General features: G+C 68.8%; 21 protein-coding genes. 8 read left to right on the top strand and 13 right to left on the bottom strand.

The window, feature by feature from the left end:
* Nucleotides 1–7 precede the first annotated feature (7 nt).
* The 3 genes from FHW79_RS15950 to FHW79_RS15940 all read left to right on the top strand — a co-directional run bounded on the left by FHW79_RS15950 (nt 8) and on the right by FHW79_RS15940 (nt 5242).
* Nucleotides 8–2341, top strand: a complete 2334-nt coding sequence (locus tag FHW79_RS15950; protein ID WP_183179839.1) for a 3-hydroxyacyl-CoA dehydrogenase/enoyl-CoA hydratase family protein — start codon at nt 8–10, stop codon at nt 2339–2341.
* Between the two features lie 17 nt (nt 2342–2358).
* Complete coding sequence (locus FHW79_RS15945) at nt 2359–4149, top strand: acyl-CoA dehydrogenase C-terminal domain-containing protein (RefSeq protein WP_183179838.1); 1791 nt, start codon at nt 2359–2361, stop codon at nt 4147–4149.
* Nucleotides 4150–4597: 448 nt separating this feature from the next.
* Nucleotides 4598–5242 (top strand): response regulator transcription factor, encoded by a 645-nt coding sequence (locus tag FHW79_RS15940; protein ID WP_183179837.1) that lies wholly within the window; start codon nt 4598–4600, stop codon nt 5240–5242.
* Nucleotides 5243–5335: 93 nt separating this feature from the next.
* Here the strand turns inward: FHW79_RS15940 and FHW79_RS15935 are convergent, their stop codons facing one another.
* From FHW79_RS15935 to FHW79_RS15905, 7 genes are all read right to left on the bottom strand, one after another.
* Nucleotides 5336–5770, bottom strand: coding sequence for a CBS domain-containing protein (locus tag FHW79_RS15935; RefSeq protein ID WP_183179836.1), 435 nt, complete (start codon nt 5768–5770; stop codon nt 5336–5338).
* A gap of 161 nt (nt 5771–5931) precedes the next feature.
* The gene (locus FHW79_RS15930; protein ID WP_183179835.1) at nt 5932–6630 is read right to left on the bottom strand and encodes an OmpW family outer membrane protein; all 699 of its coding nucleotides are present in this window, start codon (nt 6628–6630) and stop codon (nt 5932–5934) included.
* Nucleotides 6631–6790: 160 nt separating this feature from the next.
* A complete protein-coding gene (locus tag FHW79_RS15925; RefSeq protein WP_183179834.1) occupies nt 6791–7264 on the bottom strand; it encodes a hypothetical protein in 474 nt (157 codons plus the stop codon).
* Nucleotides 7265–7278: 14 nt separating this feature from the next.
* Nucleotides 7279–8424: an FAD-binding oxidoreductase gene (locus tag FHW79_RS15920; protein WP_348984176.1), complete on the bottom strand. Its 1146-nt coding sequence runs from the start codon at nt 8422–8424 to the stop codon at nt 7279–7281.
* Nucleotides 8425–8538: 114 nt separating this feature from the next.
* On the bottom strand, nt 8539–12000 hold the full coding sequence (gene smc, locus FHW79_RS15915) for a chromosome segregation protein SMC (protein ID WP_183179832.1): 3462 nt from the start codon (nt 11998–12000) through the stop codon (nt 8539–8541).
* Between the two features lie 25 nt (nt 12001–12025).
* Nucleotides 12026–12706 (bottom strand): DsbA family protein, encoded by a 681-nt coding sequence (locus FHW79_RS15910; RefSeq protein ID WP_348984175.1) that lies wholly within the window; start codon nt 12704–12706, stop codon nt 12026–12028.
* A 123-nt stretch (nt 12707–12829) separates the two neighbouring features.
* Nucleotides 12830–13309 carry a DciA family protein gene (locus FHW79_RS15905; protein ID WP_183179831.1) on the bottom strand — a complete coding sequence of 160 codons (480 nt, stop codon included), beginning with the start codon at nt 13307–13309 and terminating at the stop codon, nt 12830–12832.
* 128 nt (nt 13310–13437) lie between these two features.
* On the opposite strand from FHW79_RS15905, the gene mutY reads away from it, so the two are divergent.
* Together mutY and FHW79_RS15895 are read left to right on the top strand one after the other, a co-directional pair.
* Complete coding sequence (gene mutY, locus FHW79_RS15900) at nt 13438–14520, top strand: A/G-specific adenine glycosylase (RefSeq protein WP_183179830.1); 1083 nt, start codon at nt 13438–13440, stop codon at nt 14518–14520.
* 46 nt (nt 14521–14566) lie between these two features.
* Nucleotides 14567–15328 (top strand): DUF1194 domain-containing protein, encoded by a 762-nt coding sequence (locus FHW79_RS15895; RefSeq protein WP_183179829.1) that lies wholly within the window; start codon nt 14567–14569, stop codon nt 15326–15328.
* 87 nt (nt 15329–15415) lie between these two features.
* Here the strand turns inward: FHW79_RS15895 and FHW79_RS32745 are convergent, their stop codons facing one another.
* Nucleotides 15416–15583: a hypothetical protein gene (locus FHW79_RS32745; protein WP_247884417.1), complete on the bottom strand. Its 168-nt coding sequence runs from the start codon at nt 15581–15583 to the stop codon at nt 15416–15418.
* An 84-nt stretch (nt 15584–15667) separates the two neighbouring features.
* Between FHW79_RS32745 and FHW79_RS15890 the strand changes: the two genes are divergently transcribed.
* On the top strand, nt 15668–17983 hold the full coding sequence (locus FHW79_RS15890; RefSeq protein ID WP_247884416.1) for an ATP-binding protein: 2316 nt from the start codon (nt 15668–15670) through the stop codon (nt 17981–17983).
* A gap of 4 nt (nt 17984–17987) precedes the next feature.
* Here the strand turns inward: FHW79_RS15890 and FHW79_RS15885 are convergent, their stop codons facing one another.
* From FHW79_RS15885 to FHW79_RS15870, 4 genes are all read right to left on the bottom strand, one after another.
* The gene (locus FHW79_RS15885) at nt 17988–18371 is read right to left on the bottom strand and encodes a dihydroneopterin aldolase (protein WP_246653798.1); all 384 of its coding nucleotides are present in this window, start codon (nt 18369–18371) and stop codon (nt 17988–17990) included.
* Between the two features lie 133 nt (nt 18372–18504).
* Nucleotides 18505–19590 (bottom strand): DNA methyltransferase, encoded by a 1086-nt coding sequence (locus tag FHW79_RS15880; protein WP_035678616.1) that lies wholly within the window; start codon nt 19588–19590, stop codon nt 18505–18507.
* A 90-nt stretch (nt 19591–19680) separates the two neighbouring features.
* Nucleotides 19681–20352 (bottom strand): ribonuclease HII, encoded by a 672-nt coding sequence (locus FHW79_RS15875; protein ID WP_183179827.1) that lies wholly within the window; start codon nt 20350–20352, stop codon nt 19681–19683.
* Complete coding sequence (locus FHW79_RS15870) at nt 20349–21125, bottom strand: cyclic nucleotide-binding domain-containing protein (protein WP_247884415.1); 777 nt, start codon at nt 21123–21125, stop codon at nt 20349–20351. The genes FHW79_RS15875 and FHW79_RS15870 overlap by 4 nt, the downstream gene beginning before the upstream one ends.
* Nucleotides 21126–21300: 175 nt before the next feature.
* Between FHW79_RS15870 and FHW79_RS15865 the strand changes: the two genes are divergently transcribed.
* Together FHW79_RS15865 and FHW79_RS15860 are read left to right on the top strand one after the other, a co-directional pair.
* The gene (locus FHW79_RS15865) at nt 21301–21798 is read left to right on the top strand and encodes a YchJ family protein (protein ID WP_183179825.1); all 498 of its coding nucleotides are present in this window, start codon (nt 21301–21303) and stop codon (nt 21796–21798) included.
* Nucleotides 21799–22040: 242 nt separating this feature from the next.
* Nucleotides 22041–22616 (top strand): cold shock domain-containing protein, encoded by a 576-nt coding sequence (locus tag FHW79_RS15860; protein WP_183179824.1) that lies wholly within the window; start codon nt 22041–22043, stop codon nt 22614–22616.
* Between the two features lie 204 nt (nt 22617–22820).
* On the opposite strand, the gene FHW79_RS15855 is transcribed toward FHW79_RS15860, so the two are convergent.
* Nucleotides 22821–24269 carry a S41 family peptidase gene (locus FHW79_RS15855; RefSeq protein WP_183179823.1) on the bottom strand — a complete coding sequence of 483 codons (1449 nt, stop codon included), beginning with the start codon at nt 24267–24269 and terminating at the stop codon, nt 22821–22823.
* Between the last annotated feature and the right edge of the window lie 186 nt (nt 24270–24455).

Raw genomic sequence — 24455 nt, 5'->3', positions numbered from 1 at the left:
ACCAACCATGCAGATCAAACGCGCCGCCGTGATCGGCTCCGGCGTGATGGGCAGCGGCATCGCCGCCCATTTCGCGAACGCCGGCATCCCCGTCGTCCTGCTCGACATCCCCGCCAAGGAGGGTGACGACCGCAGCGCCATCGCCAACGGGGCCATCCAGAGGCTTCTGAAGACCGACCCCGCGCCCTTCATGCACCCGAAGAACGCCAGGCTGGTGACTCCGGGCAATCTGGAGGACGATCTGGCCCTGCTGGCCGACGTCGACTGGATCGTCGAGGCCATCGTCGAGAACCCGGCGGTCAAGGCCGACCTCTACCGCCGCATCGACCCGGTGCGCAAGGAAGGCTCCGTGGTGTCGTCCAACACCTCGACCATCCCGCTGAGCGTGTTGGTGGAGGGGCAGTCGGACGCCTTCAAGCGCGACTTCCTGATCACCCACTTCTTCAACCCGCCGCGCTACATGCGGCTGCTGGAGATCGTCGGCGGCGAGGCCACCCGGCCCGACGCGCTGGCCGCCGTCGCCGACGTCGGCGACCGCGCTCTGGGCAAGGGCGTGGTCCGCTGCAAGGACACGCCGGGCTTCATCGCCAACCGCATCGGCGTCTACTGGATCCAGACGGCGATCAACGCCGCCGTCGATCTCGGCCTGACGGTGGAGGAGGCCGACGCCATCGTCGGCCGCCCCATGGGCATCCCGAAGACCGGCGTGTTCGGTCTGGTCGATCTCGTCGGCCTCGACCTGATGCCGCACATAGCCAAGAGCCTGCTGGCGACCCTGCCGGACAACGACCCCTACCGCGCCGCCTTCCGCGAGCACCCCGTCATCACCAAGATGATCGCGGAGGGCTACACGGGCCGCAAGGGCAAGGGCGGCTTCTATCGCCTGAACCGCGAGGGCGGCGCCAAGGTCAAGGAGGCCATCGACCTGACGACCGGCGCCTACCGCCGCTCCGACAAGCCGCGGCTGGAGAGCGTATCGACCGCCGGGCGCGACCTGCGGGCGCTGGCCGACTTCCCCGACAGGACCGGCCAGTACGCCCGCCGGGTGCTCGCCCACACGCTGTCCTACGCGGCGTCGCTGGTGCCGGAGATCGCCGACAGCATCGTCGCGGTCGATGAGGGGATGCGGCTCGGCTACAACTGGAAGCAGGGCCCGTTCGAGCTGATCGACCGGCTGGGCACCGCCTGGTTCGCCGACCTCTGCCGCAGCGAGGGCATCCCCGTCCCGCCGCTGGTCGAGCAGGCCGCCGGGCGGCCCTTCTACCGGGTCGAGGACGGCAAGCTCCAGCACCTGACCACCGCCGGCCTCTACGACACGGTGGTGCGCCCCGACGGCGTGCTGCTGCTGTCCGACATCAAGCGGGCGTCGAAGCCGGTGTGGAAGAACGGCTCGGCCAGCCTGTGGGACATCGGCGACGGCGTGCTGTGCGTCGAGTTCACCAGCAAAATGAACGCGCTGGACGGCGACGTCATGGCCGCCTACGGCAAGGCGATGAAGCTGATCGGGGACGGAAAAGGGGACTGGAAGGCGCTGGTCATCCACAACGAGGCCGACAATTTTTCGGTCGGCGCCAATCTGGGACTCGCCCTGTTCGCGCTGAACGTCGGGCTGTGGCCGCAGATTGAGGAACTGGTGGAGGGCGGGCAGCGCGCCTACCGCGCCCTGAAATACGCCCCGTTCCCGGTGGTGTCGGCGCCCAGCGGCATGGCGCTCGGCGGCGGCTGCGAGATCCTGCTGCATTCCGACCATGTGCAGGCCCACGCCGAGACCTACATGGGGCTGGTCGAGGTCGGCGTCGGGCTGATCCCCGGCTGGGGCGGCTGCACCGAGATGCTGGCCCGCCACGCCGCCAACCCGCGGACCCCGAAGGGGCCGATGCCGCCGATCGCCGGGGCCTTCGAGACCATCAGCCTCGCCAAGGTCGCCAAGTCGGCGGCGGAGGCCAAGGATCTGCTGTACCTGCGCCCCGGCGACGGCATCACCATGAACCGCGACCGCCTGCTGGCCGACGCCAAGGCCAAGGCGCTGGAACTGGCCGCGAACTACACGCCGCCCGAGAAGGTCACCTACACGCTCCCGGGCCCCAACGGCCGCGCCGCGCTGGAGCTGTTCCTCGAAGGCTTCGCGCTCCAGGGCAAGGCGACGCCGCACGACATGGTCGTCTGCGGCAAGCTGGCCGGGATCCTGACCGGCGGGCCGAAGGCCGACGTCACCCAGCCGGTGACCGAGGACCAGATGCTGGCGCTGGAGTGCCGGGCCTTCATGGAACTGGTGCGCACCGAGGGCACCATCGACCGGGTGGAGCACATGCTGACCACCGGCAAGCCGCTGCGGAACTGATGGGGGAGGACTGAGCAATGCCGATCTACAAGGCTCCGCTGGAGGATGTCCGCTTCGTCCTCGACGAGATCGTCGGGGCTGGCAAGCTGGCCGAACTGCCGGGTTACGAGGACGCCACCCCCGACCTGATCGCCCAGGTCCTGGAGGAGGGCGCCAAGCTGTGCGAGGAGGTGCTGTTCCCGCTGAACCAGTCCGGCGATGGGGAGGGCTGCACCTTCGAGAACGGCGTCGTTCGCACGCCCAAGGGCTTCAAGGAGGCCTACGCCACCTACATCGAGGCGGGCTGGCAGGGGCTGTCCTGCGACCCGGCCTATGGCGGGCAGGGGCTGCCCAAGCTGGTCAACACCATGCTGGAGGAGTTCATCTGCTCCGCCAACCTCAGCTTCGGCATGTATCCCGGCCTGTCGCTGGGCGCCTACAACGCGCTGTCCACCTATGGGTCGGAGGAGCTGAAGCAGCGTTTCCTCGGCCGGCTGGTCGACGGCACCTGGGCGGGCACCATGTGCCTGACCGAGCCGCATTGCGGCACCGACCTGGGGCTGATCCGCACCAGGGCGGTCCCGCGGGAGGACGGCAGCCACGCCATCACTGGCACGAAGATCTTCATCTCCGCCGGCGAGCATGACCTGACCGAGAACATCCTGCATCTGGTGCTGGCGCGACTGCCGGATGCGCCGGCCGGGACGCGCGGCATCAGCCTGTTCCTGGTGCCGAAGTTCCTGCCCAACGAGGATGGCGGCGTCGGCCTGCGCAACGGCGTCGCCTGCGGCTCCATCGAGCACAAGATGGGCATCAAGGCGTCGGCGACCTGCGTCATGAACTTCGAGGACGCCACCGGCTGGCTGGTCGGCGAGCCGCACAAGGGCATGCGGGCGATGTTCGTGATGATGAACGCGGCCCGCCTCGCCGTCGGCATCCAGGGGCTGGGGGTCGCCGAGGTCAGCTACCAGAACGCGGTGGCCTACGCCAGGGAACGGCTGCAGGGTCGCTCGCTGAAGGGCGCGGCACACCCCGACAAGCCGGCCGATCCGATCATCGTGCATCCCGACGTGCGGAGGAACCTGCTGACCGCCCGCGCCTACACCGAGGGCGCCCGAGCGCTCGGCGCGCTGGTCGGCTACAAGCTGGACGTGGCGGAGAAGCACGCGGACGAAAAGACGCGCAAGGAGGCGGACGAGTTCGTCCAGCTGATGACGCCGATCGTCAAGGCGCTGTTCACCGACATCGGCTTCGAGTCGGCCAACATCGCGGTGCAGGTGCATGGCGGCCACGGCTTCATCTGGGAAACCGGCGTGGAGCAGTATGTGCGCGACGCCCGCATCTGCCAAATCTATGAGGGCACCAACGGCATCCAGGCGCTGGACCTCGTGGGGCGCAAGCTGCCCCAGGACATGGGCCGGCTGCTGCGCCGCTTCTTCCATCCGGTCGGCGCGGAGATCGAAGCCGACATGGAGCGGGAGGAGCTGGCGGAGTTCGTCCTGCCGCTCGCCAAGGCCTTCGCCAAGCTTCAGCAGGCGACCGCCATCATCGCGCAGAAGGGGTTGAAGGACCCGGAGGAGGCCGGGGCCGCCGCCACCGACTATCTGCGGCTGTTCGGTCTGGTGGCGCTCGGTTGGATGTGGCTGAGGATGGTCAAGGCCGCCCGGGCCAAATTGGCGGCGGGGGACGGCAACGCCGCCTTCCTCGAGGCCAAGATCAGGACGGCCCGATTCTACACGGCGAAGCTGTTGCCGCAGACCAACGCGCTGTTCATCACCATCATGGCGGGGGCCAGTTCCCTGATGGAGATGGACGAGGCCGCCTTCTGAGGATCAGCCTTACGGGGTCTATGTCTTTGGGCCGGGACCGGTGTATGCTGCACGGGTGCCGGCCTTTTCGTTTTGAGAGATGCGAAAGATAGAAAGTACGAAAACGACGGTTCCTTCTGATGAGCAAGCCTAAGGCTTGATACATTCGTGCTCACTTTCGTCATGGATGAACGAAGCGCGAAATGGATATTGCTGTAGCGCAGCAATGCCATTGCTCGGAGCCTTCAATGAGACAAAAGTTAAATTCGGGTTGTCCAACCCCACCGAATCGTGGTACATCTGATGTGTCATTACCCTGCATAAGGACTTTCTACACCTTTTGGAATTGGGTCATATGATGCTTGAAAATGACCTGCATTTTTTCCGAAACTGAAGGTCGGAACACTGGCCTTGTGTCAGGGCTGTACGTTCGGACCATTGAAAGCACTGAGTACGGGGGCACCACCAGATGAAAATCCTGATCGGAGACGACCATGTGCTTTTCCGGGAGGGATTGCGCAGGCTGCTGGAGCAGCTGAAGGAGGGTGCCAGCTTTGAGGAAGCCAGCAACTTTGATGAGCTTCTGGAAAAGGCTGGCAAGGGCGAGACCTACGATCTCGTCCTGACCGATCTGCGCATGCCCGGTTGGCCCGGCTTCTCCGGCATCCAAGACCTGCGGGGGAAGCAGCCCGACTCCAAGGTCGTGGTCGTGTCGGCGTCCGAAGCGCATCATGACGTCCGCGACGCTCTGGAGCATGGCGCCGCAGGCTACATCCCGAAATCCTCCAGCGTGAAGATCATGCTGAGCGCGCTGGATCTCATCTTCTCCGGCGGCGTCTATGTGCCGCCGACCGTGCTGCGCGAAGCCGGGGAAGCGGAGGTGCGCGTCGGCGCCATCCCGCCCAGCGACCCGCAACTCGACCATCTGCTGACCCAGCGTCAGCGCGAGGTTCTGGACCGCCTGCGCGAAGGCAAGTCCAACAAGCAGATCGCTCACGAACTGGGGCTGTCCGAAGGTACGGTGAAGATCCACATGACGGCGATCTTCAAGTCGCTGGGTGTGCGCAACCGCACCCAGGCCGCCATGGCCTTTCCGCAGTCGCACTCCGCCTGATCAAACGGGTCTGACCGCCCGCCTGCCCTATCTTTGAAAACGCCCGCGGGATCGCCCGCGGGCGTTTTCGTTTGTGGGATGGCGGGGTGGGGCTCAGCCCATTCCGGCAACGTAGCCGCGCAGGGACTCGACCTCCAGTTCCGCGTCGTCCAGCCGCGCCTTCACGATGTCGCCGATGCTGACCAGCCCGACGAGTTCGCCGTCCTCCAGGATCGGCAGATGGCGGATGCGGCGCTCGGTCATGACGCCCATGATCTGGGACACCGTGTCGGCCGGGCTCCCGGTGACGAGATCCCGAGTCATCAGGTCGCCGACGGGGCGCTCCAGGGCGGTGGCGCCATCCGCGGCCACGGCGCGCACGATGTCGCGTTCCGACAGGATTCCGGCGGGGCGGCCATCCTCCCGCATCACCAGGACGGCGCCGATTTTATGGTGGGCGAGCTTGCGGGCGACCGCGTCGATCCGGTCATCCGGATTGGCGGTGATGATCTCCGTGCCCTTCCTTTTCAAGACGGCGGCAATGTGCATGGTTGTGCTTCCTCCCGCACGGATTCACGAAAGGGAATGCTCACCCACAGATGCCGCTATAGGAAGTCGCAAAAAGGAACAGGCCGGCTACTCCTTTCGGAGTAACCGGCCTGAAGCTCAGGTTTCGCAGGGCCTCCCGTTGGAGGCCCCGGAGGCGCAGATCAGAAGCGGTAGCCGATGCCCAGGCCGACCAGCCACGGGTCGATCTTGACGTCGGAACGGACGGTGGTGCCGAGGTTGGTCTGCGCCGTGACGTCGGTCTTCAGGAAGATCTTCTTCACGTCGAGGTTCAGCGACCAGTTGCCGGTCAGGGCGACGTCCACACCGGCCTGCAGGGCCCAGCCGAAGCGGTTCTCATAGTCGGTGTCGACGATACGCAGGCCGATGCCGTTCGCCTTGTTGGCGGCGTCTTCGCGGTAGAACAGGGTGTAGTTGATGCCGGCGCCGACATACGGGCTGACGCGCTCCTTCGGGAAGAAGTGGTACTGCGCGGTCAGGGTCGGCGGCAGCAGCGACACCTTGCCCACGTCCACGGAACCGCCGAGGCCCGGCAGGATCGAGCCCTTGACGTTGTGGCGGCTGGTGCCGGCGATCAGCTCGAAAGCGATGTTGTCCGTGACGAAGTAGGAGAAGTCGAGTTCCGGAATGTAGTCGTTGTTGATCCGGGCCTCACCGATGTTGGTGGTGCCCTGGTGAATCAGGTCGCCCGACTCCTGCGGGATCACGGCCAGGGCGCGCGCGCGCACCAGGATGTCACCGGCGGACTTGCCCTTGAAATCCTGGGCCAGCGACGGGGAGGAAACGGCGGCAAGAGCCGTGGTCGCCAGCAGGGCGGCGGCGGCGCGCTTCAGGAAAGTCATGGGATTCGCTCCAGGGCAGAATTAGCTGATGTCGTTTTTTTGGCTTAAAGCCTGGAGATGTATTACCAGAGTTTTTCTAGGGTTGCTATGCCGCCTCAACCAAAACGTCATAGTGAGGCGGCTTTGCAACAGCGACGAGTTGTCGCATGGACTGGAACTCTTACCGCGCTGGGGCCATGGAGGGTTGTGGGGACTGTGAGGGGACTTGCTGCAGGCAGTTCTGTACGATCACGTAGCACTGGCCGAGTCGGCTTCCTCCGCTGGACGACCCGCCATAGACGATGCGTTCCACCGCGCCATTGCGCAGGGTGAAGGTCGCATCGCAGTCGACGCTTCTCACATCATAGCCGTAGCCGCCCCAGGCGCCATAGGGATAGCCCCAGTAGCCGCCATAGCCGCCCCAGGACGGATAGGAATACAGCCGGTTGCTGCGGTAGGTGAAGAATTCCAGATCCCCGGCGGTGGCCTGCCGTTCCGGAACCCCGGCGCAGGACAGCAGCGTCTGCTTCGGCATGCCGACCAGCGCGTTCTGGGCAACCATTGCCTGATCGGCGGCCGGATTGGCGCAGCCGGCCAGAAGACCGCCGGCCAGAAGAACCGCAACGAAACCGCTTCCCGTCATCGTCCCGCGCATCGCCGTTTCTCCCGTCAGGGGCGCCGCAGCCGGGCCGGCGCCAGATCCTCCTCACGCACGCCGAGTGCCGCGACCTCCACCGGCAGGCCGCTTCCGGTAACCAGCGCCGCCGCGGTGCGGCCCATGGCCGGCGCCGTCTGGATGCCGTAGCCGCCCTGGCCGGCCAGCCAGAAGAAACCGTCCGCGGACTCGTCGTAACCCACCACCATCACCTTGTCGGCGACGAAGCTGCGCAGGCCCGCCCACTTGTGCGTGATACGTCGAACGGAGAAGCGCACCGCCTGTTCCATACGGTCGATGGCGACGGCGATGTCCAACTCCTCCGGTTGCACGTCGCAGGGCTCGACGGGCGTCTCGTCGGCGGGGGAGAGCAGCAGCCGGCCCGATTCCGGCTTCATGTAGAATTGCTCATCCACATCGATGGTCATCGGCCAGCCGGCGAGTCCCGCCGCGTCCGCCGGGGCGGCGAACACGGGATCGAAGGTGATGGCGGTGCGTCGCTTCGGCACCAGCCCGATGGGGCTCACACCGGCCATTCCGGCCAGACCGTCGGCCCAGGCGCCCGCCGCGTTGACCAGAACCGGCGCGGCGAAGCCGCCCGCCGGGGTGGTGGCGATCCACAGCCCGTCGCGCCGCTCCAGCGCCGTCACCCCGGCGTCGGTCACCAGCCGCCCGCCGCGCGCCCTCAGCCCGCGCAGGTAGCCGCCGTGGATGGCGTGGACGTCCATGTCCATGGCCTCTGGCTCCCACACCGCGCCGTCCACGTAATCGGGGTTCAGGAAGGGCGCGCGGGCCAGCGTCTCGGCGCGGTCGAGGCGCTCGACGGTCGGGGTCAGCCGACGCCCCTCGGCGAAGTCGCGGTCGAGCGCGGCGGTCTGCTCGCTCCGCCCGATCAGCAGGACGCCGCGCGGAGTCAGCAGGGGATGGTCTGAAAAACCCTGCGGCGGGTTGGTGTAGAAGTCCCAGCTCGCCACCGTCAGCGCGCGGACCACCGGATGCCCGTAGGTCTGGGTGTAGAGCGCCGCCGAGCGGCCCGTGGAGTGGTAACCGGGCTGGCTTTCGCGCTCCAGCACGATGACGCTGCCGTGCGCCGCCAGCTCATAGGCCGCCGAGGCGCCGGCCATGCCGCCGCCGACGATCAGGAAATCCACCCGTTCCACGTCCACTCTCCCTTGCCGGTGCCTGTGCCGGCCCGATTGTCCGACACGCATCTTAGGCGTTGGGAAAAGCCGAATGAAGCCGCGAAAGCGGCATGGCTGGCGCAACGGTGCCCGTCAGGCCGCCCCGCGCAGTTCCTCGGCCTTCTGCAGGTCCACGCTGACCAGCTGCGACACGCCCCGCTCGACCATCGTCACGCCGAACAGCCGGTCCACGCGCGCCATGGTCAGGCGGTGGTGGGTGATGATGAGGAAGCGGGTGTTGCCTTCCCGCGCGATGTCTTCCACCAGATCGCAGAAGCGGCCGACATTGGCCTCGTCCAGCGGCGCGTCGACCTCGTCCAGCACGCAGATCGGCGCGGGGTTGGAACGGAAGACGGCGAACAGCAGCGACAGCGCCGTCAAGGCCTGCTCGCCGCCGGACAGCAGCGACAGCACCTGAAGCTTCTTGCCCGGCGGGCTGGCGTAGATCTCCAGCCCGGCCTGCAGCGGGTCCTCGGCGTTGACCAGCTCCAGATGGGCCTTGCCGCCGCCGAACAGGCGGATGAACAGCTCCTGGAAATTGCGGTTCACCGTGTCGAAGGAGGCGACCAGACGCTCCCGCGCCTCGCGGTTCAGGCTGGCGATGCCCTGGCGCAGGCGGGCGATGGCGCTGACCAGATCCTCGCGCTCGGTCTGCAGCGTGCCGATCTGTGTTTCCAGCTCCGCCGCCTCGATCTCGGCGCGCAGATTGACCGGCCCCATGTTCTCCCGCTCGCGGGTCAGCTTGTCGAGCCGCGATTCCACGACCGCCACGTCGGGCATTGCCTCGTCGGGAGGAAGGTCGGCGGCAGCGCGGGTCTGCTCGGGGCGGCAGTTGAGCCGCTCGGCGATGCGCTCCGTCAGGGTCTGGCCGTTCTGCAGCGCGGCGGAGACGGCGGCCTCGGCGTGGGCGCGGGCCTCGCGGGCGTCGGCCAGCCCGGATTCGGCCTGCTTCAGCAGCGACTCGGTTTCGGCCAGCCGGTTCTCGGCCTCGGCCAGAGCGTCGGCGGCGCGCTTGCGGGCGCGCTCGGCCTCGCTGATCCGGCCGAGCAGGGCCTGCCGGTCGGCCTCGATCGCCGCCGGGCGGCTCTGCAACTGGGCGAGGTCGGTTTCGGCGGCGGCGGCGCGCTGCTTCAACTCGGCCACGCGTCCGCCCGCCCCGGCGGAGCGGGTGCCCCAGGAGGCGACGTCCTGTTGGATGGCGGCCAGACGCTGGCGGCGGGACTGCGCCTCGCGGGTCAGGCGGTCCAGCGCATTCTGTTTCTCGGCGAGGACGGCGCGGTGCTCGGCGAGCGTGGCGCGGCGGTCGTTGACGGCGTCGCGGCCCTCGCGCGGGTCGGGCAGGGCGTCCAGCAGCTCCCGTGCCTCTTCCAGAGCGGCTTCGGCCTCCTGCCGGTCGGTCTCCAGCCGCGCGATGCCATCGACCACGGCCGCCAGCTTCGACGCGGCGGCGTCGGCCTCGCGGGCCAGCTTGGCGTGGCGGTCGCGGGCGGTGGTCACCCCGGCGAAGGCCTCGCGCACCGCGTCGCGGGCGCGGCGGTCGGCCTGGGCGGCCTCCTCGACGGCGCGCCTGGCGTCGTCCAGGGCGTCGTGGGCGACCTCCAGCCGCTCGTCGGCGAGGTCCAACTCGCCGCGCAGCTCGTTCAGGCGGTTGCGCTGCTTCAGGCGGACGGCGGCGGCGGTCGGCGCGCCGGCCTGCACGGTCAACCCGTCCCAGCGCCACGCCCCGCCGTCGCGGCTGACCAGGGTCTGGCCGGGCGCGAGACCGGCGGCCAGGGCCGCACCCGCCGCGTCGTCGGCGACCACGCCGATGTGCGACAGGGCGCGGGCGGCGGCCTCCGGTCCCTGGACGCGGGCGGCCAGCGGCTCGGCCCCGGCGGGCAGGGCGGCGGCGTCGGTGTAGGGCGGCAGGTTGCGCCAATGGACCGGGGCGGCCTCGTCCAGCGGCGCGGTCAGCGCGTCGCCCAGCGCCGCCGCCAGGGCGCCCTCATAGCCGGGGGCGACGGTGACCGCGTCGACCAGCGGCGGGAACAGGTCGCCCGCCCCGGCGGACAGCAGCTCGGCCAGCGCCTTCTCCTCCGCCTTCAGCTTGGCGCGGGCGGATTCGGCGGTTTGCAGCGCCTCGCGGGCGCGGGCCTGGGCGGGTTCGGCGTCGGTCTTGGCCCGCTCGGCCCGCTCGGCGGCCTCGCGGGCGTCCTCCAGCCGCTGTTCCGCCAGCTCGACGGCCAGCTCGGATTCGGCCACGTCGGCGCGGGCGGCGATATCGCGCTCCAGCGCGTCGCGCTGCGCCTGCTGTTCGGCGAGGCGCTTGGCGAGCCCGGCAGCGCGTGTTTCAAAATCAGCGACCTGCCGCTGCGTGGCGGCGCGGCGCGCCTCGTCGGCGGCGGTCTGCTCGGTCAGGCGGGTCAGCTCGCGGTCGAGCGCGTCCACCGCCTCCCGCGCGTCGGCCAGCGCATCCCGCGCGGCCTCCTCCAGCATCTCCTCGTCGGCCTGGGCTTCGAGAAGCCGGTCGCGCTCGGCCTCCAGCCGGGCCAGGGCGTCGCCGGCGTCGGCGGCCAGAGCCTCCTCGCGGCCGAGGTCGCCGGCGATCTGCTGAAGGCGGGAGAGCAGGGCGCGCTGCTGCTCGGCGACGCGCTTCTCCTCGGCGTCGAGCTGTTCCTTGGCGATGACCAGCCGCTGCAGGGCGGCGGCGGCGGCCGCTTCGGCCTGACGCTTTTCCGGCAGGCCGGCGGCATCGTCGGTGCGGCGGGTGGTCAGCCGGGTGACCGCCAGCATCAGGTCGCGCACCGCGCTCTCGGCCTTGGCGAAGGCGCCGCGGGCACGGGCCAGTTCGCCTTCATGGGCGATCCAGCGCAGGTGCCAGAGCACCGCCTCCGCCTTGCGGATCTGTTCGGAGAGGTTGCGGTAGCGGGCAGCCTGCCGGGCCTGTTTCTTCAGGCTCTGAAGCTGGGTGTCCATGGCCCCGATCACGTCGTCGAGGCGCATGAGGTTGCTTTCGGCCGCCTTCAGCCGCAGCTCCGCCTCGTGCCGGCGGGAGTGCAGGCCGGTGATGCCCGCCGCCTCCTCCAGCAGCATGCGGCGGTCCTGCGGCTTGGCGTTGATGATCTGGCCGACCTTGCCCTGGCTGACCAGCGCCGGGGAGGCGGCGCCCGAGGCGTTGTCGGCGAAGAGGAGCTGGACGTCGCGGGCGCGCACCAGCTTGCCGTTGATTCGGTAGTCGGAGCCGTTGCCCCGCTCGATCCGCCGCGTCACCTCCAGCTCGTCGTGCTCGTTGAAGCCGGCGGGGGCGGTGCGCGTGCGATTGTCGATGAGGAGGGCGACCTCGCCCAGGTTGCGCGCCGGACGATTGGCCGTGCCGCCGAAGATGACGTCGTCCATGTCGTCGCCGCGCATCCGCTTGGCGGAGGTTTCCCCCATCACCCAGCGCAGCGCCTCCACCAGATTCGACTTGCCGCAGCCGTTGGGGCCGACGATGCCGGTCATGCCCGGCTCGATCACCAGATCGGTGGCGTCGACGAACGACTTGAAGCCGGACAGGCGGAGGCGCGTGAAGTGCACGGGATCGAAGCCTTCTGCCCGGTCCTTACTTCACCAGCTTGTCGATGGCCGCGGCGAAGGTCTCGAAGGACTGTGCGCCGCTGATGGTGGCCGCGCCCTCGTTGAGGACGAAGGTCGGGGTGGCCTCCACCTTGTACTTGTCCTGGCCGACCAGACGGCTCTGCAGGATGCCGTCGGCCAGCGCCTGGTTGGCCATGCAGGCGTTGATGACCTGCTCGCTCATGCCGGCGAGCTTGCCGTACTGGGCCAGCGCCTTGACCGGGTCGGCGGCGCGGCTCCACTGGCCCTGGCTCTTGAACAGCACGTCGAGCAGCGGGTAGTAGCGCTCCGCCGGGGCGCAGCGGGCCAGCATGGAGGCGCGCAGCGCCGCCTGATCGAACGGGAAGTCGCGGAAAATCAGCTTCGCCTTGCCGGTGTCGATGTAGGCTTCCTTGATCTTCGGCAGCGTCTCGGTGTGGAAGGCGGCGCAGTGCGGGCAGGTCATCGACGAATAGTCGAGGATCGTCACCGGCGCGTTGGGGTTGCCGAGCACGCGGTCGGCCAGCAGATCGGCGGTCGAAGCGGCAGGAGCTTGCGCCGTCTGCACGGGCGGCTGCACCGGCAGAGTCTGTCCGTTCGACGGCCGGGAGCCGACGACGGCGAGCCCGATGATCAGCGTCATGCCGACCGCGATCAGGGCGGTGATGCCCAAAAGGTTGCGGTTCACTTTGGCCTCATCCCTACCAGATGTTGATGGTATAATCGAAACTCCCCTTTTGCGGCAAGAGTATGGCCCAGCCCGAGCCGGCTCCCGCTCTCCAAGGGGATAGCATGATGCATCGCTTGATCTTCAGCGGCGGCGCGGCGCCGGACGCGGGCGCGCCAGCAGCGACCGCCCGAAACGCTCCAGCGTGGCCCGCAACTCCTCGTCCTCCACCGTCGCGGCGGTGGTCATCACCGACAGTTCCTCGTCCATGGTCAGGTCACGCGGGCGCACCGCCGGCTTCTGTATGGTCAGCGGGGCGGCATGGATCAGCTTGATCTTCGCCACCGCGCGGTAGCCAAAGAAGCTGTTGATCCGCTCCACGATCTGCGGCTCCAGATGCTGAAGCTCCAGCGCGATGGCGCCCATGGCGCGGATGTGCAGGACGGCGTCCTCCCGCTTGCCGCGGGGAAAGCTCAGCTTGTCGGGGGCGGTGCGCAGGCTCAGCTGGTGGCCGACGATGGACGGCCAGTCGTTGATGAGCGAGCCGAAGGCCAGCCCGCGCTTGCCCAGCGCCTTGCCGGCCACCTCGGGGACGGTCTGGCCGATTCGCCGCGGTCCGTTCATATCAGAGCTTCCTGGTGATGGTGCGCGCACCCTAGCGCAAGCGGGTGGGGCTTCGCCAGCGCCCCCGCGGGTGCCCCTTTATCGGCAAGCCTTTATCGGCGTCAGGGTTCGCCCTATGTCTTGCCGCCATGACGACGCCTCCCCACAACGCCCCCAAGAGCGCCCCCAGCGACGCCGCCCCACGGCTGCTCTCCTGGTACGATCACAACCGCCGCGACCTGCCCTGGCGCGCCAAGCCGGGAGAGGTCGCCGACCCCTACCGGGTCTGGCTGTCGGAGATCATGCTGCAACAGACCACGGTGCCCGCCGCGGCACCCTATTTCCGCGCCTTCACCGAACGCTGGCCGACGGTGCGCGACCTTGCGGCGGCACCGCTGGATGATGTGCTGGTGGCCTGGGCCGGGCTCGGCTACTACGCGCGGGCGCGCAACCTGCACAAATGCGCGCAGGTGGTGGCGACGGAGCGGGCGGGGCGCTTCCCCGACAAGGAGGTGGCCCTGCTGGAGTTGCCGGGCGTCGGCGTCTACACCGCGGCGGCGATCACCGCCATCGCCTTCGGCCAGAAGGCGACGGTGGTGGACGGCAACGTGGAACGGGTGGTTTCCCGCGTCTTCGCGGTGGAGGACCCGCTTCCCGGCGTGAAGCCCAAGCTGCGCGCGTTGGCCGCCCTCCTGACGCCGGACGAGCGGCCCGGCGACTACGCCCAGGCGATGATGGACCTCGGCGCCACGGTCTGCACGCCGCGCAAGCCGAAATGCATGCTCTGCCCCTGGTCGGACTGGTGCGCCGCCCGTGCCGCCGGCATCCAGGAGCAGCTTCCCCGCAAGGCCGCCAAGGCGGACAAGCCGACCCGGCGCGGCGTCGCCTTCTGGCTGATGAACCCGGAGGGGGCCGTGCTGCTGCGCCGCCGGGCGGAAGAGGGGCTGCTGGGCGGCATGACCGAGGTTCCCTCCACCCCCTGGGCCGGCCACGCGCCGACGGATGCGGAGGTCGCGGCGGCGGCCCCGCTCGATCGGTCCTGGCGCCGCCTGCCCGGCGTGGTCCGCCATACTTTCAGCCATTTTCACCTCGAACTTGAAGTCGTCGCGGCCAAGGCCGGGGACGGATGGCGGATGGCCGAAGGGCTGTGGGTTCCGGTGGACCGGCTGGGCGGTCAGGCCCTTCCCTCCGTCATGATGAAGGTGGTGCGGCACGCGCTGGCGCACGCGTAAACGGCACGTGTCGGCGCAGGCGCAAACGGAAGGTGGACGGAGCGAGATGAGGCGGCGGACGATCCTGACCCTGCCGGCCTTCCTGGCCGGGGCGTGGCTTGCCGGGCCCCTGCGGGCGGAGGCGCCCAAAAGTGCAGAGCCCAAGGCGAAGAAGGCCCCGGCCCCCGCCGGGCGCCGCGTCGCCTTGGAACTGGTTCTGGCCGTGGACGGATCGGCCTCCATCACCGACGGGGATCTGGAATTCCAGTTGCAGGGCCACGCCGCGGCCTTCCGCGATCCGGACGTCCGCGACGCGGTGACGGCGGGCGGCGTGGCGGCGACCCTGGTGGTCTTCTCCGGCCCGCACAGCCTGCGCGTCCTGGTGCCCTGGACGGCCCTGACCAGCGCGGAGGAGGTGGCCGCCTTCGCGACCCGGATCGACAAGGCGCCGCGCGGCTTCCAGGGCGACTCCACGGCGCTGGGCAGCGCCATCGAAGAATCGGCGAAGCTGTTCGCCGGCAACGGGTTCGACGCCGCGCGCAAGGTCATCGACATCGTGTCGAACGGCTTTTCCAACAGCGGCCCCGACCCCGCAGGCGTCCGCGACCGGGTCGAGAGGCAGGGGATCACCATCAACGCCCTGGCCATCCTCGACGAGTTTCCCTGGCTGGAAGAGTATTACCAGGAAAATGTCATTGGCGGCATGAATGGATTCGTGAAGACGGCAATGGACCGCAACAGTTTCGTCGAAGCGCTTCGGCAGAAACTCATCCAGGAAATCGCCGCTCGTCCAGTGCCTGGATCAGTTATCGTCGCCGATAATTTTTAAGCGCCACGGCTCAGCCGTTGCGAATTCTGGAAAATCGTCTGGAGGAAGGAGGCTGGATCGGGGTACTTTACCGGCGCGTGCAGGAACTCAGAGAAACACATCGCATGGGATGTTGTTCTGGTGAGGGATGCGGCCTGTCAGGTGCGCTGGAACGGTGGAATGGATGATCGGAAGCCGGTTGGGCCGGGCGACATCGCGGCAGCGGACATCGTGGCGGCGGCCGGCGCAACGGTCACCGGAGAAGCCGCCGCTCATGGTGCGGCTCCTCCATCCGACGCCGCAAAAGCCGGAGCGCGCAGCCGCGGCGGGCGGAAGCCTCGACTGCGGACCGTGGCAACGATGCTTGCCGTCGCCATTGTCCTGTGGCTGGGGGCGCTGATCGTGATGATCAGCGCAGCCTTTCTTGGCATCGTCAGCGTCGCGGAGGAGGCGCGCACCGTCGCCATGCCGCGCGCCGGCGCACAGCATCGTGACGCCCAGGCTGTTGCGGAGATGAGCCGGTTGTCCGAGGTGATCCTCAACAGCCGCGACCGCGCCCGCCGGGCCGCTGCCCTGGAAGGCGTGGAGGCGCTTGCCGGCCGGTTCGCCCAACCGGTGGACTCCGGCGCTTTGAACAGGCTCGACGAGGCGTTGGACGCCTTGCGGCGCGGCAACCATCATGCCGATCTGCTCGACGCTCTGTCCGCCAGCATCGACGAACAGCTGGCCGGCGTGGACGACGCGCTGTCCGGTGCCACGGTGCTGCTGGCGGAGCCGGACAAGGCGGTCCAGGACTATGCCTTTCTCAGCAACCTGTACCACCTGCGCCGGCTGTACGGGCAGGCGTCGGCCAGCGAAACGGTGGAGAAACTCAGGCTGGCGGACCTTGAGATCATGGGGCTGCTGCGCAATCAGCAAATCCTCCTGAACAGCCTCTCCAGCATGAGGACGGGGCCCGCAGCCCAACCCAACCGCCTCGCCATCGTCCTGGACCGCTTCGCATCGGCGCGCGCGGTGACCGACCTGCAGCGGGGTCGTCTGTCCGTGCTGGTCCAGGTGCGGGCCGACGGGGACCTTGTTCATCGACGGTTGGCGGCGCTGTCCACCAGCCTGTCGAACGATGGCGCCGGCACCACGCTTGGCATAATGGACCGCATCGTCTCCGACGGCTGGCGGGGATTGTGGATCGGGGCGGTGGGGGGAGCGGCGGTCATTCTGCTGTTGGTCGGCGCGACGGCGCTGCTGCTGCGCCACGTGGTGGCACCGGTCCGGCGCCTCGGCGGCGTGCTGCACGCCTTGCAAGAAAACCCGCGGGCTGTGGCGTCGCAGCCCGCTGCTCTCGAGGAGTTCGAGCGCATCGGAACGGCGGTCGAACGGTTCGCCGGGGCGTTCGCCGCGTTGCACCGCCAAGCCGCGGCTTCACGGGCCAATGAGGGGCGGCTGGGTGCTGTGCTGCAGTCCTCCTCCTTTCCCATCCTCGTGGCAGGACGCGGCGATGGGCGGATTCTGTTCGCGAACACCGCCGCCGCCGACCTTTTGGAGACCACCACTTCAGCCCTCCTGGAGCGCGGGGTGGCGGGCTTCCTGGAATCGGCGGACGACTGGCGCGGCTTCGCCGACGGTGTTTTCCGCCGTGGGCGGTGGGCGGATGTCGAAACGCGGTGGAGAACCGCCGAGGGCCGGCCCTTCTGGAGTGTCGTGTCGGCGACCGCGATGGATCAAGACGGCGTGGAGGCCATGGTCATGGCGCTTCGCGACATCTCCGCGCGCAAATACGCCGAAAAGGCGCTGGTCGCCGCGAAGGAGGAGGCGGAACGCGCGCTTCGCGATCTTCAGCGGACTCAACGGAGCCTCATCCAGGCGGAAAAGCTGGCGTCGCTGGGGGCTCTGGTGGCCGGGGCGGCGCATGAGATCAGCACGCCCGTCGGACTCGGCGTGACCGCCACCAGCCATCTTGCCGAACAGGCCCGGCGGTTCAAGGCCGGCTTGACGGATGGGCACCTGCGCCGTCGTGATCTGGAGGATTTCGTGGACCGGGTCGAGGAGGGTGCCTCCATCATCCTGACCAACCTGGAACGCGCCTGCACCCTTGTGGAGAGCGTCAAGCAGGTGGCCGTGGACCGCTCGTCTGAGACGCGGCGGACCTTCGAACTGCGCGGCTATCTGGACGGCGTTCTGGGCAGTCTGACCCCACGGCTGAAAGACACCGGGCATCGGGTGGCTCTGGAGTGTCCGGACGGGCTGGTCATGGACGGTTATCCGGGCGCCCTGTCGCAGGTCGTGTCGAATCTGGTCATCAACGCGTTGCTGCACGCCTTCCGGTCCGACGTGCCTGGCACCATCACCATCGCCGTGCACGCCGAGGGAGGGACCTCCGCCGGCACCGCGGGTGTCGTGATGGACATCGCCGACGATGGCCGCGGCATCCCGCCGGACCACATCGAGCGCGTTTTCGAGCCCTTCTTCACCACGCGCCGCGCCGAGGGCGGCAGCGGGCTCGGCCTGCACATCGTCTACAACATCGTCACGGGGACCCTTGGCGGGCGCATCGCCGTTGCGTCGCAGCCGGGGGCCGGATGCCGCTTCACCCTCCATCTGCCGCTGACCGCGCCGCCCATGGCACCGTCCGCCGTCAAGGCCGGCCGCGTGACGGTGGAGGAGACGGAACCCGCCTGACGGGTCAGGCGCGGGCTCGTTCGATCTCGACGCCGACGCTGGCGGCGTCCGGGAAAACGTCCAGCTTCTCCACCCGCACCTTGACGCTGGCGATGCGCTCGTCGGACAGGCAGCGCTCGGCGATCCGCTCGGCCAGCGTTTCGATCAGGGTGACGTGCCCCTGGCTGACCAGCCCCTTCACCACCGCCGCCATGTCTTCGCCGGTGACGCCGGGGGCGGCGACGTCCAGGTCGAGGCTCAGGCGGATGCGCTGCGGCTTGATCCGTTCGTGGGCATAGACGCCGATCAGCGCATCCATGACCAGATCGCGCACGAAGCAACGGGTGGAAAGCGCCGCCGGGGCCGAACGGGGCGCCGGAGCGGTGACGGTGGCGAAGAGCTTGTTCATGGCGCACACGCCTATCACGCCGTCCCCGTCCTGCCAAGGCATGCGGGCGGCGCTGGATGAAGGGCTCCAATGCCGAACTTGCGGGAACGGGGCGCCGTCGACGGCCGCCCCGCTTCGCGTCCGGCGCCGGGGATCAGGCGGAGGCTTCGGAACGGATGCGCTCGCGCAGCACGTCGATGGGGCGCAGGTCGCCGCCGTCCTCATAGTGCCAGAAGGTCCAGCCGTTGCAGGCCGGCAGCCCGGCCATGGCCGCACCCACCTGATGGATCGACCCGCGATGCTCGCCGCGCGGGCCGGCCCCGATCAGCGTGCCATCGGCGCGCACGCGGGCGACCACGCGGCGGCGCAGATCGAACAGCGACGTGCCGGGGCGCAGCAGGCCGCGCTCCACCACCCAGCCGAAGGGAATGCGCGGCGCCGACCGCTTCGGCGGCGTGTCGAGGACGGCGGCGTCGGGCGCCTCCTCCACCGCCGCGATGCGGGCGGTGGCCGCCTTGGCGTAGGTCGGGTCGCGTTCCAGCCCGATCCAGTTGCGGCCCAGCCGCTTCGCCACGGCACCGGTGGTGCCGGTCCCGAAGAAGGGATCCAGCACCGTGTCGCCGGGGCGGGAGGACGACAGGATGACGCGGTACAGCAGCGATTCCGGCTTCTGCGTCGGGTGGGCCTTGCGGCCGTCCTCGTCGCGCAGGCGCTCCGCGCCGTTGCAGATAGGCAGCAGCCAGTCGCTGCGCATCTGCAGGTCGTCGTTCAGCGCCTTCATGGCGTCGTAGTTGAAGCGGTAGCGGGCGTCCTTCTCGCGCGAGGCCCAGATCATGGTCTCATGCGCGTTGGCGAAGCGCGTGCCGCGGAAGTTCGGCATCGGGTTGGTCTTGCGCCACACGATGTCGTTCAGAATCCAGAAGCCCAGATTCTGCAACGTGGCGCCGACACGGAAGATGTTGTGGTAGCTGCCGATCACCCACAACGATCCCTCGGGTTTCAGGATGCGGCGGGCCGCGGCGAGCCAGTCCCGCGTGAAGCGGTCGTAGGTCTCGAAATCTTCGAACTTGTCCCAGTCCTCTTCCACTCCGTCAACACGCGAGTGGTTCGGGCGCAAGAGTTCGCCCCCCAACTGGAGGTTATAAGGCGGATCGGCAAAGACAAGGTCCACCGATTCAGCCGGCATTTCATTCATGAGGGCGATGCAATCGCCCACGAGAATTTTGTTCAGGGGGAGCATTGACGAAACCAAAACAGCGAATCAGTCGTTGGGACAATGATTCGCCGCCGAGTCGCCGTCAACTGATTTCTTGCAGCGGAATCGTGGCGGTCAGCCGGCCCGCTCGATTTGGGCGCGGACTGGTGCAAAAGTGACTCGGTGGTGGGGCGTCACGCCGTGGCGGCGGAGCGCCTCCAGATGCTCCGGCGTCGGGTAGCCGGCGTTGCGGTCCCAGCCATATTCCGGGTGAAGCGCGGCCAGCCGCATCATCTCGCGGTCGCGCGCCACCTTGGCGACGATGGAGGCGGCGGCGATCGACTGGCTGCGCCCGTCGCCCTTGACGATCGCCTCCATCAGGCAGGACAGGGCGGGCTTGAACTTGCCGTCGATCAGAGCGACGGCCGGCGGCTCGCCGGGCAGCGCCTCGTAGGCGCGCTTCATGGCCAGCAGCGTGGCCTTGTGGATGTTGAGGGCGTCGATCTCCGCCGCGGACGCCTCGGCGAGCGCGACGGCCAGGGCGTGGGCGCGGATCTCCGGCTCCAGCGCCTCGCGGGCGCGCAGGCTCAGCGCCTTGCTGTCGTTGATGGCGCGGGCCAGCGCGTCGGGCAGGCCGCCCGCCGGCAGCACCACCGCGGCGGTGACCACGGGGCCGGCGAGCGGGCCGCGCCCCACCTCGTCGATTCCGCAGACCAGCCGCCCCTGGCCCAAGGCGATCTCGAAGGACAGATCGGGCTGCGGGCGGGGAACCTTGACGCGGACGGCTTTGGTGGTCTTGGGAGTCATGGAGAGTCGGTTCTTGCGGGTTCGGCGTGGTGGGGCAGGAGCCGTCCGCCGGACAGCTGCTCGATGTAGATGCGCGTCAGCGAGCGCAGGATGGGCGGCATCGTCTCGATGGCTTTGGCGAACTGGTCCTTGCGGATGATTTCGCAGACCGTGGCCTCCAGCGCAACGACCGTGGCGGCGCGCGGCCGGTTGGCGAGGAGGGCCAGTTCCCCGAAGATGCGCCCCGGCCCGAGCACGCCGAGGTCGGCCCCGTCGCGCTGCACGCCGACCGAGCCGGACTGGATCAGGTAAGCCGCCGTTCCCTCGTCCCCCTGGCGGAAGAAGCTGTGGCCGCTCCGGAACATGCGGCGGTCCGCCACCGTGGCGAAGGAATCGGAGGAGCGGATCGCGGCGCCCCCTTCCTGCCGTTCGGGCTGGGACAGGCCGTAGCTGCGGCGGATCGCGGCGACGAGGCTCTCCAGCAGGTAGGAGGTCAGCGGCGGGCAGCGCCCGCGCAGCGCACGGAAGGTCTCGCGCGACAGCTCAACCGCGTCGACGGGCGTCAGGGCCCGCACCGTGGCGCTGCGCAGCCCGTCGTCGAGCAGCGCCATCTCCCCGACGATGGCGTTGGCGCCGACGGTGCCCAGACGGTGCGGGCCGTCCGGACCGTCCAGCAGAACCTCCAACTCGCCCGACTGGATCAGCCAGGCGCAGTCCCCGGCCTCGCCCTGGCGGATCAGCACGGTGTCCGCGGCGATGCGCCGCGTGGAAAGGTCGGGTCCGCGTCTCGTCATCACCGGTTCCATCGCTCCGCGCTCCGGGCCGGCCGCCCGTGTTCCATGGAGTTTAGCGCGAATGCCGATACGCTTCAGGCGAATTTGCCGTGGCCGACATGCGGAGGCGGTGACGCTTGGCGGAGGCCGTCGGCTGCGCTATGCATGGCGCCCTCAAATCGAGAGGCCGGAAGTCATGACCACCATCGCCACCACCGAATGCCCCTGCCGTTCCGGCAAGCCCCTGGACGCCTGCTGCGGCCCCTATCTGGACGGCACCGCGTCGGCGCCGACCGCCGAAGCGCTGATGCGGTCGCGCTATTCGGCCTTCGCCCGTGGGAAGATCGATTACCTGCAGGAGACGCTGCTGCCGGAAACCCGCGAGGACTTCGACCGCAAGGAAATCGAGGCCTGGGCCGCCAACAGCCAGTGGACCGGACTTGAGGTCCGCAGCACCGAGGCCGGCGGGGTGGGTGACGAGGACGGCGTGGTCGAGTTCGTCGCCCACTTCACCATGAACGGCAAGCCGCAGAAGCATCACGAGACCAGCCGCTTCACCAAGCGGGACGGCCGCTGGTACTATGTGGACGGTACCCTGGGCGCCCGCCCGCGCAGCGGTCCCAAGGTCGGCCGGAACGATCCCTGCCCCTGTGGCAGTGGCAAGAAGCATAAGAAGTGCTGCGGGGCGGCCTGACGGCCCAGTCTTGAAAGTGCGGTCCTGAGAGCCCGGACTTGACCGGCAATCCGCCGATTCTTGCAGCAATTGCGACATTTTTGGTCGCCCGGTGACCGCCGGGTGGCCTTCGCCGGGTTTTGGTCGAATCTTTCTTTCCGCCACGCGCGATCTCAATTGAAAAGCGCGGCGGAACGGATCATCTTCGGGGGGCCATGTTCCGCCGGTTGGGGCATGGCCTATCACGACAGATGAGACCACGTATGTTCGACCGTCCGCAGCGCAACAGCTTCCGCGCTCCCGAGATCACCCAGCGCAACATCCGCGCCACCGTCAAGTGGTTCAACGCGACCAAGGGCTTCGGCTTCGTCACGCCCGAAGACGGTTCGCCGGATGCCTTCCTGCATTCCACGGTTCTGCAGTTCTGCGGACACGACAGCCTGCCCGAGGGTGCCACCATCACCTGTGACCTGTCCCGCGGCCCGAAGGGCCCGCAGGTCGCCACCATCCACGACGTCGACACCTCGACCGCCAGCGAGTCCCCGCGCCCGGCGGCGCGCGCTCCGCGTGGCGACAGCTACGGCGGCTACGGCGGCGGCAGCAGCTACGGCGGCGGCGCCGGCGGCGCCGAGGAGACGGTCGACGGCACCGTGAAGTGGTTCAACGTGTCGAAGGGCTTCGGCTTCATCGCCCCGTCCACCGGCGGCAAGGACATCTTCGTCCACATCCGCGCTCTGGAGCGTTCGGGCCTGGACGTGCTCGCCGACGGCGAGCAGGTGCGGGTCACCGTCCGCCAGGGCGTCAAGGGTCCGGAAGCGCAGCGCGTCGAAGTGGTCTGACGTCGAACAGCCGGGTGTGAGGGGGCGGGGCGGACCCATCCCCACACGCCCGGTCGCGGAAGCAGCACCATTCCCTTCACCGTCATGATCCGCCCATAGGGTCTGAAACGGTGCGCGGGGCACAAAGAAAAAGCCCGCCGTTCCATTGGAGCGGCGGGCTTTTTTTGTTTGATCTCGCCTTTGATCTTGTGGGAGGGGCGGCTTTTACGGCCGTCCGATCAGCGTGCCCATCAGGCGGGTGCGAATGGCGGCCACGGCGCAATCCAGCGGGCGGTCGGCGTCCGGCTTCGACGGGGCGGCGGCCACATCCGGGCACAGATCCTCGATCCGCCAAGCGCGCGGCGGCGGCGGCGGGGTGGCGTGCGGGTCGCAGGTCGCCGGATCGGGGTGGGTTTCCTCGCTGTTGTCGTTGGCCGGCTTGATTTCCAGGTTCGGCGACACGCCGAAGCAATCGACCAGCCCGCCGGACGGACGGAAGTAGCGCGCGGTGGTCAGGCGGATGCCGATGTCGCCGGACAGCGACGAGATGGTCTGCACCGACCCCTTGCCATAGCTGCGCGTGCCGAAGAGAAGCGCCCGGCTGTGGTCCTGAAGGGCGCCCGCGACGATCTCCGACGCTGAGGCTGACCCGCTGTTGATCAGCATGACGATGGGCAGCCCGGCCAGCAGGTCGCCCGGCGTGCCGGTGTAGCGGCGGTTCTCGTCCGGATCGCGGCCGCGCACCGACACGATGTCCACCGCCTCCAGGAAGCGGTCGGCGACGTTGACCGCCTGGTCGAGGAGGCCGCCGGGGTTGTTGCGCAGATCCAGCACCGCGCCGGCCAGCCGGCCATGGGCCTGTCGGCGCATGTCCTCCACCGCGTCGTCCAGCGCGTGGGAGGTCTGCTGGTTGAAGGCGGCAATGCGGATATAGGCGACGTCGCCCTCCAGCCGGTAGCGCACGGGCTGGATCTTCACGATGGCGCGGGTCAGCGACACGCGGAAGGGCGCGTCGGGACCGCCGTTGCCGTTGGTCCCACCGTTGCGCCGCATGGTCAGGGCGACGGAGGTGCCGACCGGGCCGCGCATGCGCGCAACCGCGTCGCGCAGATTCATTCCCTTGACCTGTGCCTCGTCGATGCGGGCGATCAGGTCGCCGGTGCGCAGGCCGGCGCGGGCGGCGGGGGAGCCGTCGATGGGCGACACGACGCGGATCAGGCCGCTGTCCTCGTCCATCGTCACCTCGATGCCCAGCCCGCCGAATTCGCCCTGGGTCTGCTCCCGCATGTAGCGGAAATGCTCCGAGTCGAGGAAGGCCGAGTAGGGGTCGAGGGAGGTCAGCATCGCGTCCAGTGCCGCCTCGGTCAGCACCCGGTCGGTGGCCCCCGGCTCCTCCTTCTTCTTCTTCTGAAGGCCGGCGACAGCCTTTTCGACCAGCACCTGCGGCGTGCCCGGCTTCACATGCTCCGCCAACACGCGGCGCAGGACGTCGGAGAAGAGGAGGTAGTTGCGGTCCGCCGGAGAGGGGAGGGAGGAGGTGCCCTTGGCCTTCGCGAATTCCTGCCGGTAATGCTCCAGCGCGATGCTGGTGTCGGCGCGGGAGGCGGGCACCACCGCGCAGGCGGGTCCCATCGCCACCATCAGCAGCAACAGCGCCGCCAGCAGTTTCGCCATCCTGCGCCCCTCTTGACTGACCGGCCCGGCCGGCGGAATCAAAGCCATCAACGCGACTGCAAGCCTTATTGTACCAGGGGTTTCGCCTGCCGGACGCCCAAGGCCGGTGCATGTGTGCGTCTGTACCGCGGAACACGGCCTTCCGGCCGGTCCCGCCGGTCGTCCATCCGCAACCTAGCACGTTGA

Origin of the sequence: Azospirillum sp. OGB3, from assembly GCF_014192915.1 — a bacterium.
In the GTDB taxonomy this organism is placed as follows: domain Bacteria; phylum Pseudomonadota; class Alphaproteobacteria; order Azospirillales; family Azospirillaceae; genus Azospirillum.
The sequence above is the reverse complement of the archived record's forward strand: the minus strand, read 5'-3'. Positions and strand labels throughout refer to the sequence as shown.